Genomic DNA, 13,897 nt, shown 5'->3' on the forward strand with positions numbered 1-13,897 from the left:
GACACGAGGCCGCTCCTACAGGGGCTGGACTCAAGGCATAAAAAAAGGGCCCGGAGCGTGCGCTCGGGCCCTTGAAAGGTTGAGAGGTGTCTAGTCCCTCGACCTGGTGAGACTGTTTGCAGCGATCTGGTTACGCCTTCAGCGGAACCAGACGCGGAGCGATCATGTTTTCCGGACGCAGGATGTCGTTGAGCATCGCTTCGTCCAGCAGCTGTTCCTCGCGCACCAGTTCCAGCACGCCGCGGCCGGTTTCCAGGGCGACGCGGGCGATACGGGTGGCGTTTTCGTAGCCGATGTACGGGTTCAGGGCGGTGACCAGGCCGATCGAGTGCTCGACCAGTTCACGGCAGCGCTGTTCGTTGGCGGTGATGCCGACGATGCAGTGCTCGCGCAGCATGTCCATGGCGCGTTGCAGCAGGCGGATCGAGTCGAAGATCTTGTAGGCGATCAGCGGTTCCATCACGTTCAGCTGCAGCTGGCCACCTTCGGCGGCGACGGTCAGGGCCAGGTCGTTGCCCATGATGGCGAAGGCCACCTGGTTGACGGCTTCCGGGATCACCGGGTTGACCTTGCCTGGCATGATCGAGCTGCCCGGCTGGCGCGCCGGCAGGTTGATCTCGTTGATGCCGGTGCGCGGGCCGCTGGACAGCAGGCGCAGGTCGTTGCAGATCTTCGACAGCTTGACCGCGGTGCGCTTGAGCATGCCGGAGAACAGCACGAAGGCGCCCATGTCGGAGGTGGCTTCGATCAGGTCGGCGGCCGGGACCAGCGGCTGGCCGCTGATGGTCGCCAGGCGCTGCACGGCCAGGGCCTGGTAGCCTGGGTCGGCGTTGATGCCGGTGCCGATGGCGGTACCGCCCAGGTTGATTTCGGTCAGCAGTTCCGGGGCCAGCGAGCGCAGGCGCTGCAGGTCTTCGGTCATGGTGGTGGCGAAGGCGCGGAATTCCTGGCCCAGAGTCATCGGTACGGCGTCCTGCAGCTGGGTGCGGCCCATCTTCAGTACGTGGTCGAATTCCTTGCCTTTGGCGGCGAAGGCCTGGATCAGGCTGTCGAGGCTGGCCAGCAGGGCGTCGTGGCCCAGCAGCAGACCCAGACGGATCGCGGTCGGGTAGGCGTCGTTGGTCGACTGCGCCATGTTCACGTCGTTGTTCGGGTGCAGGTACTGGTACTCACCTTTCTGGTGGCCCATGTGCTCCAGCGCGACGTTGGCGATGACTTCGTTGGCGTTCATGTTGGTGGAGGTGCCGGCACCGCCCTGGATCATGTCCACCACGAATTGTTCGTGGAAGTCACCCTTGATCAGTCGGGCGCAGGCTGCGCTGATGGCAGCATGCTTGGCATCGCTCAGGTGCCCCAGCTCACGGTTGGCGTCGGCAGCGGCCTGCTTGACCATCGCCAGGCCGACTACCAGTTTCGGGTAGTGCGACAGCGGAACGCCGGAGAGGTGGAAGTTGTTGGCAGCGCGCAGGGTCTGGATGCCGTAGTAGGCATCGGCAGGGACTTCAAGGGTACCAAGCAGATCTTTTTCGACGCGGAACGATGCAGCAGCGGACATGATGGATATCATCTCGATTTTGACCCGGCACCTGCCGGAATGGCGCCAATGCTAGGGCTGGCCGGATTTTGCGGCCAATGCTGTTGCACGCTAACCTATGCGCAAACGGCATACGGTTTGATGTGACGCCGATTGACAATCGAGCGTGTTCCATTTTGGTGCACGCGTTGCGGAGTAGTCGATGAACCTCGAAAGCAAGTGGCTGGAAGATTTCAGTGCCCTGGCCTCCACCCGCAGTTTCTCCCAGGCGGCCGAACGCCGTTTCGTCACCCAGCCAGCGTTCAGTCGGCGCATACGCAGCCTGGAAGCAGCGCTGGGGTTGACCTTGGTGAATCGTTCCCGCACGCCCATCGAGCTGACCGAGGCAGGACAGCTGTTCCTCGTCACCGCGCGCACCGTTGTCGACCAGTTGAGCGAAGTTCTCCGCCATTTGCATCACCTGGAAGGTGGCCAGGGCGAGGTGATCCAGGTGGCGGCGGCGCACTCGCTGGCATCGGGCTTTTTCCCCCGTTGGGTGGCCCAGTTGCGCAACGAAGGTCTGAACATCGCCACCCGCCTGGTGGCCACCAACGTCGGGGATGCGGTGCATGCTCTACGCGAAGGCGGCTGCGACCTGATGCTCGCGTTCTACGACCCGGACGCGGCGCTGCAGATGGACGCCGAGATCTTCCCGTCGCTGCACATGGGCAACACCGAAATGCTGCCGGTGTGCGCGGTGGGCGCCGATGGCAAGCCGTTGTTCGACCTAGAAGGCGAGGGCAGTGTGCCGCTGCTGGCCTACAGCGCTGGCGCCTTCCTCGGTCGTTCGGTCAACCTGCTGCTGCGTCAGCGCAACCTGCGCTATACCACTGTCTATGAAACCGCGATGGCCGACAGTCTCAAGAGCATGGCGCTCGAAGGCATGGGCATCGCCTGGGTGCCGAAGCTGTCGATGCGCGGCGAGCTGGAGCGTGGCGAGCTGGCGATCTGCGGCGCCAGCCAGTGGCACGTGCCACTGGAAATCCGCCTGTACCGTTGCGCGCTGGTGCGCAAGGCCAACGTGCGGCTGCTGTGGCGCAAGCTTGAGGGTGGTTCAGTTGACCCGAAAGTCAGCCAAACCCCCGAAAAATAAGGCCGACAGTTGGTCGCCGGGGGTGCCGTGATCGCCTCGCGTTACGCTATACTGCGCGGCCCCTCGACCGGATAGATCCGGTCATGATCAGCAAACAAGCCACGCCGGTCGTCCCGCGTGGCTTGTTGTTTTTTGACGCGCCCGCGGGCGCACAAGCGAAGAGGCTCGACGATGAGTGCACTGGTTGGCGTGATCATGGGCTCCAAGTCCGATTGGTCCACCCTTAGCCACACCGCCGATATGCTGGAAAAACTCGGCATTCCCTACGAGGTGAAGGTGGTTTCCGCCCACCGGACCCCGGACCTGCTGTTCCAGTACGCCGAAGAGGCCGAAGGCCGCGGCATCGAGGTGATCATCGCTGGTGCCGGTGGCGCCGCCCACCTGCCGGGCATGTGCGCCGCCAAGACCCACCTGCCGGTGCTGGGCGTGCCGGTGCAGTCGTCGATGCTCTCGGGCGTCGACTCGCTGCTGTCGATCGTGCAGATGCCGGCGGGCGTGCCCGTTGCCACCTTGGCTATCGGCAAGGCTGGCGCGATCAACGCCGCGCTGCTCTCGGCGAGCATTCTCGGCGCCAAGTACCCGCAGTTCCACGCGGCGCTCAAGCAATTCCGCACGGAGCAGACCGACACCGTGCTGGACAATCCAGACCCGCGGCAGGCTTGAGGCTGACGACATGAAGATCGGTGTAATCGGTGGTGGCCAGCTGGGCCGCATGCTGGCCCTGGCGGGCACTCCGCTGGGCATGAACTTCGCCTTCCTCGACCCGGCCCCGGACGCCTGCGCCGCCCCGCTGGGCGAGCACCTGCGCGCCGACTACGGCGACCAGGACCACTTGCGCCAGCTGGCCGACGAGGTCGACCTGGTGACCTTCGAGTTCGAAAGCGTGCCGGCCGAGACGGTCGCTTTCCTCTCGCAGTTCGTGCCGGTCTACCCGAGCGCCGAGGCTCTGCGTATCGCTCGCGACCGCCTGTTCGAGAAGAGCATGTTCCGCGACCTGGGGATTCCGACCCCGGCCTTCGCCGACATCCTTTCGCAGGAAGACCTGGACGCCGCCGTCGCCAGCATCGGCCTGCCGGCCGTGCTCAAGACTCGCACCCTGGGCTATGACGGCAAGGGCCAGAAGGTCTTGCGCAAGCCCGAGGATGTGGTTGGCACCTTTGCCGAGCTGGGCAGCGTACCGTGCCTGCTGGAGGGCTTCGTGCCGTTCACCGGCGAAGTGTCGCTGGTGGCCGTACGTGCCCGCGATGGCGAAACCCGCTTCTACCCGCTGGTGCACAACACCCACGACAGCGGCATCCTGCGCCTGTCGGTGGCCAGCGTTGCCCACCCGCTGCAAGCGCTGGCCGAAGACTACGTCGGTCGTGTCCTGCAGAAGCTGGACTATGTCGGTGTGATGGCGTTCGAGTTCTTCGAAGTCGACGGCGGCCTGAAGGCCAACGAGATCGCCCCGCGGGTGCACAACTCCGGGCACTGGACCATCGAAGGCAGCGAGTGCAGCCAGTTCGAAAACCACCTGCGTGCCGTGGCCGGGCTGCCGCTGGGTTCGACCGCCAAGGTCGGCGAGAGCGCCATGCTCAACTTCATCGGCGAAGTACCGGCGGTGGACAAGGTCGTGGCCATCGACGACTGTCACCTGCACCACTACGGCAAGGCCTTCAAGGTCGGGCGCAAGGTCGGTCACGCCACCCTGCGCTGCGCCGATATGGCCACCCTCAAGGCCAAGATTGCCGAGGTAGAGGCTCTGATCGCCGGCTGATCGAACTTCTGCCCGGCAATTGCCCTCTGAAATGGCGACAAGCCAAAGCGCTGTCTAGGCTTTGGCTTGTTTCACTTTCACCACAGAGGGATTGTCATGGGCATCATTGGAACCATCTTCATCGGCCTGATCGTCGGCCTGCTGGCGCGTTTCCTGAAACCGGGAGACGACAGCATGGGCTGGATCATGACCATCCTCCTTGGCATCGCCGGATCCCTGGCCGCTACCTATGGCGGACAAGCCCTGGGCATCTATCAGGCCGGGCAGGCGGCGGGCTTCTTCGGCGCCCTGGTGGGCGCCATCATCCTTCTGGTGATCTACGGCTTCATCAAGAAGAACTGAACACAGGCTAGAATGCCCGGCAATTCACTCCCTGAGTTGCCGAGCATTCCCATGCGTGCGTTATTCCTCATCCCATTGCTGCTGGCCAGCGCCCTGGCCCATGCCGAACTGCCCGAGACCGACTGGCTGGAACTGATGCCCAAGTCGGACCAGAAGGCCCTCGAGCAGATGCCCGAGATCGATCACGACTCCCCGGAAGCCCAGGGCACCTTCACCGCCAAGGGTGGCTTGAAACAGAGCAAGGGCCTGCCGGCGGTGATGTATTCGACCAAGACGGTGGCCGCGATGAACGGCAGGCAGATCCGCCTGGGCGGTTATCCGGTACCGCTGGAAAGCGATGCCAAGGGCAACAGCACGCTGTTCTTCCTGGTGCCGTACCCGGGTGCGTGCATCCATGTGCCGCCGCCGCCGCCGAACCAGTTGGTGCTGGTGCGCTATCCGAAGGGGCTGAAGATCGACGATATCTACACGCCGTTGTGGGTGACCGGCACCTTGAAGGTTGAGAAGGTCAGCAATGACCTGGCGGACGCGGCGTATGCGCTGCAGGCGGGGCAGGTGAGGGTGGTGGAGGATGCCGACCTGTAACGCATTCTGGGGCTGCTTTGCAGCCCATCGCGACACAAGGCCGCTCCCACAGGGATCACGCGAGTCCTGTGGGAGCGGCCTTGTGTCGCGAAAGGACCGCGTAGCGGTCCCGGCAACCTCAGAGCACTTCGCTACCGATCGCCACGCTCATCGCATGACTCGCCCCCGGCTTGAGCACCACCACATCATCCAGCACATTCGCCGTCTCGATGCAAAGCATCCGCTGCCAGCCATCGTCGGCCATGTCCGGCAGGTCGCGGGCGCGCTCGGTCCACGGGTTCCAGATCACCGCGGTGCGTGAGCCGCCGGCCTGCAGGGTGATGCGGCGGTTCCAGTGTGGATCGACGATGGCCAGGCGCTCGGGTGCGTTCAGGTAGATGCGGTCGGTCTCGCCCGCGAAGCCCAGGTTGCCTTGCTGCGTGCGCCGCTCCCAGTTGGCCAGGGTCTCGATGTAACCAAGACCATCGACACCCTCCACCTGCACCTGGCGCACGTCGCTCACGGCGAAGTAGCTATGCAGGGCCTGGCTCAGGGTGACGCTGTCGTTGCCGAGGTTGTAGCTGGTGAGCGTCAACTTCAGGTGGGCGCCCAACGTCACCTGCAGTTTCAGCTCCACTTCGTGGGGCCAACCCGGCAGGTCGCCCTGGGCTTCGGGCAGGGTGAATTCGATCAGTAGCTGGTCGCCGGCTTCCTCGACCCCCAGTAGCTGCCAGTCCCGACCGCGCACCAGGCCATGGGCTGGCGCCTGTTCGCCCTGGTACATGGCTTTGACCGAATCGGGGTTGCGCTCGAAGATGCCGAACCAGGGCCAGCACACCGGGGCCCCGGCGCGCACCGACTTGCCCTGGCGAAAGATGGCCTGGTCGCTCAACCACAGCAGCGGTGGCTCGTCGAGGCGCTGATAGCTCAGCACCTGGGCGCCCTGTTGGGCAATCAGTAGTTCGGCAGTATCGCTGGTGATGCGCCAGCAGTTGAGTTCGCCGTGAAGCTCGGTCTCGACCGTGAAGTTAGCCATTGCGCTCGTCTCATTGATTGTCTGTCAGGCCGTTGGACCCGGTGACGTGCAATGAGTTTACCGCTCGCCTGGCTCAGCGACGAGGCACCGAGCGGGTGCGACCACTGCCATCGATGGCGACGAACACGAACACCGCCTCGGTGACCTTGCGCCATTCGCTGGACAGCGGGTCGTCGCTCCACACCTCGACCATCATCTGGATCGAGCTGCGGCCGATTTCCAGGGTCTGGGTATAGAAGGACAATTGCGCGCCCACGGCCACCGGGACCAGGAAGGCCATGCGGTCGATGGCCACCGTGGCCACCCGGCCACCGGCGACGCGGCTGGCCATGGCGGTGCCGGCGAGGTCCATCTGGGCGACCAGCCAGCCACCGAAGATATCGCCAAAACCGTTGGTTTCGCGCGGTAGCGCGGTGATCTGCAAGGCCAGGTCGCCTTGCGGGATAGGATCTTCTTGTTCGAGCTCAATCATGCCGTGGGGCCTCTGACCCGTAACGCTTCGTTGGTGGCGCAGTAACGGACGCCGTAAAAACGATTCAGCAACGCGCATACTACGCTGATTTCGCTTCGGGGCGGCCAAAGGGAGACTCTGCGAAACAGTCTGACGATACGACACGACGTTTTCGCACAATATCCCTTGTGCGGAGCAACCTTTTCCTACGAGCGGGCAGTATATATACCCACAAAGCCAGCGACGACCGTGCATTGATGAATATCTGTAGGGATTTTGTACCGCTATGAGCGCGGTTCGGCAATTTGCTATCTTCGCTGCCTGACCATTCCAGAAGCCGCACGCCAAGCGGCCTGCATACCTACAAGAAGAGAACGAACAGCGATGACCTCCGTGCAGAGCAGTATCGAGCAGCCGTCCCGGCCGCTGTCCCGCAGTGACTACAAGACCCTCTCGCTGTCCGCCCTGGGCGGTGCCCTCGAGTTCTACGACTTCATCATCTTCGTGTTCTTCGCCACGGTGGTGGGCAAGCTGTTCTTCCCCGCCGACATGCCCGAATGGCTGCGCCTGATGCAGACCTTCGGCATCTTTGCCGCCGGCTACCTCGCGCGCCCGCTGGGCGGCATCATCATGGCCCACTTCGGCGACCTGCTCGGGCGCAAGAAGATGTTCACCCTGAGCATCTTCATGATGGCCGTGCCGACCCTGATCATGGGCTTGTTGCCCACCTATGCGCAGATCGGCCTGTGGGCGCCGATCCTGCTGCTGCTGATGCGCGTGATCCAGGGCGCGGCCATCGGCGGCGAGGTGCCTGGCGCCTGGGTGTTCGTCTCCGAGCATGTGCCGGCGCGCAACACCGGCTATGCCTGCGGCACCCTGACCGCGGGCCTCACCTCGGGCATCCTGCTCGGCTCGCTGGTGGCGACCCTGATCAACACTGTCTATACCCCGGACGAGGTGGCGGATTACGCCTGGCGTATTCCATTCCTGCTCGGTGGGGTGTTCGGCTTCTTCGCTGTGTACTTGCGTCGCTGGTTGCACGAAACCCCGGTGTTCGCCGAGATGCAGGCGCGCAAGGCCCTGGCCGAGGAGCTGCCGCTGCGCGCGGTGCTGCGCGACCACCGTGGCGCCATCATCCTGTCGATGTTGCTGACCTGGCTGCTGTCGGCGGGCATCGTGGTGGTGATCCTGATGACCCCGGCGCTGCTGCAGAGCCTCTACCACATCAGCCCCACCGACTCGCTCAAGGCCAACAGCCTGGCCATCGTGCTGCTCAGCCTGGGTTGCATCGTGGCCGGCAGCCTGGCAGATCGTTTCGGCGCCGGACGGGTGTTCATCGTCGGCAGCCTGGCGTTGCTGGTGTCGTCGTGGGCCTTCTACCACAGCCTGCCGACCCGGCCCGACCTGCTGTTCCCGCTGTATGCGCTGACCGGCCTGTGCGTCGGCATCGTCGGCGCCGTGCCCTACGTGATGGTCAAGGCCTTCCCGCCGGTGGTGCGCTTCAGCGGCCTGTCGTTCTCCTACAACCTGGCGTACGCGATCTTCGGCGGTCTGACGCCGATGGTGGTCACCGCACTGCTCAAGTTCAGCCCCATGGCGCCGGCCTATTACGTCGCGTGCCTGTGTGCCGTTGGTCTGGCCGTGGGCCTGTACCTGCTCGCCAACAAGCGCTGACGCCTGACGCTGCCGACCCTGTGGGGGCGAGTTCACCCGCGAAGAGGTCGGACCTGCCCAGCATCTTCTGGAAACATCTTGAAAGGCCATCCCGGGTTTCCGGTGATGGCCTTTCATCCAATTGTCACATTCGAGTCATAGAGTGTTCATGCGGCCTGCAGATACTTGGGCCCGTTCCATCACAAACCCCACGATATTCCTGCTAGGAGCAAGGCATGAAACTGAAGCGTTTGATGGCGGCCCTGACCTTTGCCGCCGCTGGCGTCGCTGCCGCCAATGCGGTCGCCGCTGTCGATCCTGCGATCCCGACCTACACCAAGACCACCGGTGTTTCGGGCAACCTCTCCAGCGTCGGTTCCGACACCCTCGCGAACCTGATGACTCTGTGGGCCGAGGCCTACAAGAAGGAATATCCGAACGTAAACATCCAGATCCAGGCCGCCGGCTCCTCGACCGCGCCGCCCGCCCTGACCGAAGGCACCGCCAACCTGGGCCCGATGAGCCGCAAGATGAAGGACGTCGAGCTGCAGGCCTTCGAGCAGAAGTACGGCTACAAGCCGACCGCAATCCCGGTTGCCGTCGACGCCCTGGCCGTGTTCGTGCACAAGGACAACCCGATCAAGGGCCTGACCATGGCTCAGGTCGACGCCATCTTCTCCTCCACCCGCCTGTGCGGTGGCAAGGCTGACGTCAAGACCTGGGGCGACCTGGGCGTGACCGGCGACCTGGCCAACAAGCCAATCCAGCTGTTCGGTCGCAACTCGGTATCCGGCACCTACGGCTACTTCAAGGAAGAAGCCCTGTGCAAAGGCGACTTCAAGCCTAACGTCAACGAACAGCCTGGCTCGGCCTCGGTCGTGCAGTCGATCAGCTCCTCGCTGAACGGCATCGGCTACTCGGGCATCGGCTACAAGACCGCCAGCGTCAAGACCGTGGCCCTGGCCAAGAAAGACGGCGGCGCCTTCGTCGAAGACAACGAAGCCAACGCCCTGAACGGTACCTACCCGCTGTCGCGCTTCCTGTACGTCTACGTCAACAAGGCGCCGAACAAGCCTCTGGCCCCGCTGGAAGCCGAGTTCGTCAAGCTGGTGCTGTCCCAGGCCGGCCAGCAGGTTGTCGTGAAGGACGGCTACATTCCGCTGCCGGCCAAGGTGGTCGACAAGACCCTGGCTGACCTCGGTCTGTCCCACTCGGGCAACGTAGCAAAGAAGTAAGTAACTGAGGACGAGGCCGGTGCTCCCATGCCCGGCCTTTTCCACGAATCTCTCAGTCCGAAGCCAGGATCCCTGAGCGGCGGGCTTTTTTGCGTCACTGCACTGTCATGTTTTTGTCATACGGGACCGCTAGGGTGTGCGCATGAATGATCTGGCCAACTCCACCATGACCCAAAATTCTCCCCCCGTGCGCATTGACTTCAATACGCCCGAGTTGCAACGCAAGCGCCGCCTGCGCGCCCTCAAGGACCGCCTGACCCGCTGGTACGTCCTGGTGGGCGGGCTTGCCGTGCTGGCAGCGATCACGCTGATCTTCTTCTACCTGGCCTATGTGGTGCTGCCGCTGTTCCAGGGCGCCGAGCTGACCAGCAAGAAAGCCCTGGAGCCGACCTGGCTGCAGCAGGATGCCGGCAAGCCGCTGATGATCGCCCTCGAGGAACAGAACCTCGTGGGCATGCGTGTTTCCGACAAGGGCCAGGCCCTGTTCTTCGACACCAAGACCGGTGGCGAACTGAAGCGCGTCGACCTGCCGCTGCCCGCCGGCACCCAGGTCAGCTCCATCAGCACCGACCAGCCCGGCAGCCCGCTGGTGGTGCTGGGCCTGTCCAACGGCCAGGCGCTGGTGTTCCACCACACCTACAAGATCACCTACCCGGACAACAAGAAGACCATCGATCCGGGCATCGACTACCCCTATGGCCAGGCGCCGTTCACCCTCGACGAGCAGGGCCGTGCCCTGGAGCACGTGAGCGTCAACGTCAATGGCGAGACCCTGATGCTGGCCGGATCCACCGGCGCGCACCTGCAGGTGGTCGAGCTGACGCGCAGCGAAAACATGATGACCGGCGAGGTCACCACCGAGCAGAACCGCATCGAACTGCCGCAGATGACCGAGACGGTGAAGAACATCTTCATCGATCCGCGTCAGCAGTGGCTGTACGTGGTCAACGGCCGCGCCACCGCCGACGTGTTCAGCCTGCGCGACAAGAGCCTCAACGGTCGCTACAAGCTGTCCGAGAACGGTGACACCGAAATTACCGCCAGCGCCCAGCTGGTCGGCGGCATCTCGCTGATCTTCGGCGATTCCAAGGGTGGTCTGAGCCAGTGGTTCATGGCCCGCGACCCCGATGGCGAGTCGCGCTTCAAGCTGATCCGCAGCTTCCAGCTGGGCAAGGCCCCGGTGGTGCAGATCGACGCCGAGGAGCGCCGCAAGGGCTTCATCGCCCTGGACAGCGAAGGCAAGCTCGGCGTGTACCACAGCACCGCCCACCGCACCCTGCTGGTGGAGCCGGTCGCCGAAGGCGCGGGCATCCTCGCTCTGTCGCCGCGCGCCAACCGCATCATCATCGAGGAAGGTGGCAAGCTGCTGCCGCTGAGCCTGCGCAACCCGCACCCCGAGGTCTCCTTCAGCGCGCTGTGGGGCAAGGTCTGGTACGAGAACTACGACGAGCCCAAGTACGTCTGGCAGTCGACCGCCTCGAACACCGACTTCGAACCCAAGCTGAGCCTGTCGCCGCTGACCTTCGGTACGCTCAAGGCCGCGTTCTACGCGATGATCCTGGCCGCCCCGCTGGCCATTGCCGCCGCCATCTACACCGCCTACTTCATGGCACCGGGCATGCGCCGCAAGGTCAAGCCGGTGATCGAACTGATGGAAGCGATGCCGACGGTGATCCTCGGCTTCTTCGCCGGCCTGTTCCTCGCACCGTATCTTGAAGGTCACCTGCCGGGCGTGTTCAGCCTGCTGCTGATCCTGCCGATCGGCATCCTGGTCGCAGGCTTTGCCTGGAGCCGCCTGCCGGAGTCGATCCGCCTGCGCATTCCGGATGGCTGGGAAGCGGCGATCCTGATTCCGGTCATTCTCGCGATCGGCTGGTTCGCCCTGTACATGAGTCCGTTCCTCGAGAGCTGGTTCTTCGCGGGCGACATGCGCCTGTGGATCACCAACGATCTTGGCATCACCTACGACCAGCGCAACGCCCTGGTGGTCGGTATCGCCATGGGCTTCGCGGTCATCCCGAACATCTACTCCATCGCCGAGGACGCCGTGTTCAGCGTGCCGCGCAGCCTGACCCTGGGCTCGCTGGCCCTGGGCGCGACGCCGTGGCAGACCCTGACCCGCGTGGTCATCCTCACCGCCAGCCCGGGCATCTTCTCGGCGCTGATGATCGGCATGGGCCGCGCGGTGGGCGAGACCATGATCGTGCTCATGGCCACCGGCAACACCCCGGTGATGGAGCTGAACCTGTTCGAGGGCATGCGCACCCTGGCCGCCAACGTGGCCGTGGAAATGCCCGAATCGGAAGTCGGTGGCAGCCACTATCGTGTGCTGTTCCTCGCCGCCCTCGTGCTGCTGCTGTTCACGTTCATCATGAACACCTTGGCCGAGCTGATTCGCCAGCGCCTGCGCAAGAAATACTCGTCGCTTTGATAGAAAGGTAGAGATCCGTGAAAAAGGATTCCCTCAAAGGCTGGTTCAAGAGCGGCGCCCCCGGCGTCTGGATCAGTGGTGGCGCGGTGGCCATGGCGGTCATCATGACCGTCGGCCTGCTGGCCGTGATCGCCGTGCGTGGCCTGGGCCACTTCTGGCCCGCCGACCTGATCCAGGCCACCTACAAGGTGCCGGGCCAGGCCGACCACGTCATCATCGGTGAAGTGGTGCAGAAGGAAGAAGTGCCCCGCGAACGCCTCAAGGGTGCCGGCCTGCCGGTGCCCGACCAGGGCCCGGAGTTCATGACCCGCGAGCTGGTCAAGGTCGGTAACCGCGACCTCAACGGCAGCGATTTCACCTGGCTGGTCGGCGACTGGCTGGTGGACGAGAGCAAACCCGCCGAGCTGATCGCCCTGGAGCGCCGTGAATGGGGCAACTTCTATGGCTACCTGGTCAGCGTCAAGGAAGAGGGCCGCGTGGTCGCCCAGGGGCCTGAAGCCTGGAACGAACTGCAAGCCCGTCTCAAGCGCGCCAGCGAGCTCAACGACCAGCTGGTCAAGCTCGAGAAGAAGGACATCGGCGCCATCAACCATGGCCTCGAACGCCTGCGCCTGCATAGCCGCAAGCTGGAACTGGACGGCAAGCTGGATGCCGCCGCCCAGGCCGACATGGACGCCGAGCGCGCCGAGCTGAACAACCGCTACAAGGCCATCGAGGAGCGCCTGAGCAGCCTGCACCAGGCCTTCGCCCGGGACAGCCTGGTGGCCCGCGATGGCAACGGCCGCGAAGTGGAGATCAACCTGAGCAAGGTGGTCCACGCCATCCAGCCGAACGCCATGTCCGGTTTCACCAAGATGGGCGCCTACTTCGGCAAGATGTGGGAATTCCTCAGCGACGACCCGCGTGAAGCCAACACCGAGGGCGGTATCTTCCCGGCCATCTTCGGCACCGTGATGATGACCCTGATCATGGCCGTGATCGTCACCCCGTTCGGCGTGCTGGCGGCTGTCTACCTGCGCGAATACGCCAAGCAGGGTCCGGTGACCCGGCTGATCCGGATCGCGGTGAACAACCTGGCCGGCGTGCCGGCGATCGTCTACGGCGTATTCGGCCTGGGCTTCTTCGTCTACGTGCTGGGCGGTTCCATCGACCGGCTGTTCTTCCCCGAATCGCTGCCAGCGCCGACACTGGGTACGCCAGGTCTGCTGTGGGCCTCGCTGACCCTGGCGCTGCTGGCGGTGCCGGTGGTGATCGTGGCCACCGAGGAAGGCCTGGCGCGTATTCCGCGGACCGTGCGCGAAGGCTCGCTGGCCCTGGGCGCGACCAAGGCCGAGACCCTGTGGAAGATCGTCCTGCCGATGGCCAGCCCGGCCATGATGACCGGCATGATCCTCGCCGTGGCCCGCGCCGCCGGCGAAGTGGCGCCGCTGATGCTGGTGGGTGTGGTGAAGCTGGCGCCATCGCTGCCGGTGGACGGCAACTACCCGTACCTGCACCTGGACCAGAAGATCATGCACCTGGGCTTCCACATCTACGACGTCGGCTTCCAGAGCCCCAACGTCGAGGCCGCGCGACCGCTGGTGTATGCCACGGCGCTGCTGCTGGTGCTGGTGATCGCCATCCTCAACCTCTCGGCGGTGTGGATTCGTAACCACCTGCGCGAGAAGTACAAGGCCCTCGACCACTGATTTCCAAGCCTTAAGCCACAAGCGGCAAGCACCAAGCTGCTCGCCGCTTTGCTCAAACTTGCAGCTTGCAGCTGA

General features: G+C 64.2%; 12 protein-coding genes. 9 read left to right on the forward strand and 3 right to left on the reverse strand.

Annotated features, from left to right (window positions below; translation table 11 throughout):
• Positions 1-130: 130 nt before the first annotated feature.
• Entirely contained in the window at positions 131-1,555 is a 1,425-nt protein-coding gene (aspA, locus tag N7422_RS24670; protein WP_279808975.1) for an aspartate ammonia-lyase, read from the reverse strand.
• A gap of 181 nt (positions 1,556-1,736) precedes the next feature.
• On the opposite strand from aspA, the gene N7422_RS24675 reads away from it, so the two are divergent.
• The 5 genes from N7422_RS24675 (at position 1,737) to N7422_RS24695 (ending at position 5,349) form a co-directional block, all read left to right on the forward strand.
• Positions 1,737-2,666, forward strand: a complete 930-nt coding sequence (locus N7422_RS24675; RefSeq protein ID WP_279808976.1) for a LysR substrate-binding domain-containing protein — start codon at positions 1,737-1,739, stop codon at positions 2,664-2,666.
• Positions 2,667-2,837: 171 nt separating this feature from the next.
• Positions 2,838-3,329, forward strand: a complete 492-nt coding sequence (gene purE / locus N7422_RS24680; protein ID WP_050707559.1) for a 5-(carboxyamino)imidazole ribonucleotide mutase — start codon at positions 2,838-2,840, stop codon at positions 3,327-3,329.
• 10 nt (positions 3,330-3,339) lie between these two features.
• On the forward strand, positions 3,340-4,422 hold the full coding sequence (locus tag N7422_RS24685) for a 5-(carboxyamino)imidazole ribonucleotide synthase (RefSeq protein WP_279808977.1): 1,083 nt from the start codon (positions 3,340-3,342) through the stop codon (positions 4,420-4,422).
• A 96-nt stretch (positions 4,423-4,518) separates the two neighbouring features.
• On the forward strand, positions 4,519-4,764 hold the full coding sequence (locus tag N7422_RS24690) for a GlsB/YeaQ/YmgE family stress response membrane protein (protein ID WP_050707557.1): 246 nt from the start codon (positions 4,519-4,521) through the stop codon (positions 4,762-4,764).
• Positions 4,765-4,776: 12 nt separating this feature from the next.
• Positions 4,777-5,349 carry a DUF3299 domain-containing protein gene (locus tag N7422_RS24695; RefSeq protein ID WP_279808978.1) on the forward strand — a complete coding sequence of 191 codons (573 nt, stop codon included), beginning with the start codon at positions 4,777-4,779 and terminating at the stop codon, positions 5,347-5,349.
• A 118-nt stretch (positions 5,350-5,467) separates the two neighbouring features.
• Here the strand turns inward: N7422_RS24695 and N7422_RS24700 are convergent, their stop codons facing one another.
• Complete coding sequence (locus N7422_RS24700) at positions 5,468-6,364, reverse strand: D-hexose-6-phosphate mutarotase (RefSeq protein WP_279808979.1); 897 nt, start codon at positions 6,362-6,364, stop codon at positions 5,468-5,470.
• Positions 6,365-6,437: 73 nt separating this feature from the next.
• A complete protein-coding gene (locus N7422_RS24705; protein ID WP_003253317.1) occupies positions 6,438-6,836 on the reverse strand; it encodes an acyl-CoA thioesterase in 399 nt (132 codons plus the stop codon).
• 363 nt (positions 6,837-7,199) lie between these two features.
• On the opposite strand from N7422_RS24705, the gene N7422_RS24710 reads away from it, so the two are divergent.
• The 4 genes from N7422_RS24710 (at position 7,200) to pstA (ending at position 13,822) form a co-directional block, all read left to right on the forward strand.
• Complete coding sequence (locus N7422_RS24710; protein WP_279808980.1) at positions 7,200-8,489, forward strand: MFS transporter; 1,290 nt, start codon at positions 7,200-7,202, stop codon at positions 8,487-8,489.
• A gap of 215 nt (positions 8,490-8,704) precedes the next feature.
• Positions 8,705-9,703 carry a phosphate ABC transporter substrate-binding protein PstS gene (locus tag N7422_RS24715; protein ID WP_279808981.1) on the forward strand — a complete coding sequence of 333 codons (999 nt, stop codon included), beginning with the start codon at positions 8,705-8,707 and terminating at the stop codon, positions 9,701-9,703.
• Between the two features lie 142 nt (positions 9,704-9,845).
• Complete coding sequence (locus tag N7422_RS24720; protein ID WP_279808982.1) at positions 9,846-12,134, forward strand: ABC transporter permease subunit; 2,289 nt, start codon at positions 9,846-9,848, stop codon at positions 12,132-12,134.
• 17 nt (positions 12,135-12,151) lie between these two features.
• Positions 12,152-13,822, forward strand: a complete 1,671-nt coding sequence (gene pstA / locus N7422_RS24725) for a phosphate ABC transporter permease PstA (RefSeq protein WP_279808983.1) — start codon at positions 12,152-12,154, stop codon at positions 13,820-13,822.
• Positions 13,823-13,897 lie beyond the last annotated feature (75 nt).

The sequence above is a fragment of the Pseudomonas sp. GD04091 genome (genome assembly GCF_029836165.1).
Lineage (GTDB): Bacteria > Pseudomonadota > Gammaproteobacteria > Pseudomonadales > Pseudomonadaceae > Aquipseudomonas.

Excerpts from the sequence above, each read along its gene's own strand:
- N7422_RS24720 (WP_279808982.1), top strand. The coding sequence starts at position 9,846 with ATGAATGATCTGGCCAACTCCACCATGACCCAAAATTCTCCCCCCGTG.
- N7422_RS24705 (WP_003253317.1), bottom strand. The coding sequence starts at position 6,836 with ATGATTGAGCTCGAACAAGAAGATCCTATCCCGCAAGGCGACCTGGCC.
- N7422_RS24685 (WP_279808977.1), top strand. The coding sequence starts at position 3,340 with ATGAAGATCGGTGTAATCGGTGGTGGCCAGCTGGGCCGCATGCTGGCC.
- N7422_RS24690 (WP_050707557.1), top strand. The coding sequence starts at position 4,519 with ATGGGCATCATTGGAACCATCTTCATCGGCCTGATCGTCGGCCTGCTG.
- N7422_RS24695 (WP_279808978.1), top strand. The coding sequence starts at position 4,777 with ATGCCCGGCAATTCACTCCCTGAGTTGCCGAGCATTCCCATGCGTGCG.
- purE (WP_050707559.1), top strand. The coding sequence starts at position 2,838 with ATGAGTGCACTGGTTGGCGTGATCATGGGCTCCAAGTCCGATTGGTCC.
- N7422_RS24675 (WP_279808976.1), top strand. The coding sequence starts at position 1,737 with ATGAACCTCGAAAGCAAGTGGCTGGAAGATTTCAGTGCCCTGGCCTCC.
- N7422_RS24715 (WP_279808981.1), top strand. The coding sequence starts at position 8,705 with ATGAAACTGAAGCGTTTGATGGCGGCCCTGACCTTTGCCGCCGCTGGC.
- N7422_RS24710 (WP_279808980.1), top strand. The coding sequence starts at position 7,200 with ATGACCTCCGTGCAGAGCAGTATCGAGCAGCCGTCCCGGCCGCTGTCC.
- aspA (WP_279808975.1), bottom strand. The coding sequence starts at position 1,555 with ATGTCCGCTGCTGCATCGTTCCGCGTCGAAAAAGATCTGCTTGGTACC.
- N7422_RS24700 (WP_279808979.1), bottom strand. The coding sequence starts at position 6,364 with ATGGCTAACTTCACGGTCGAGACCGAGCTTCACGGCGAACTCAACTGC.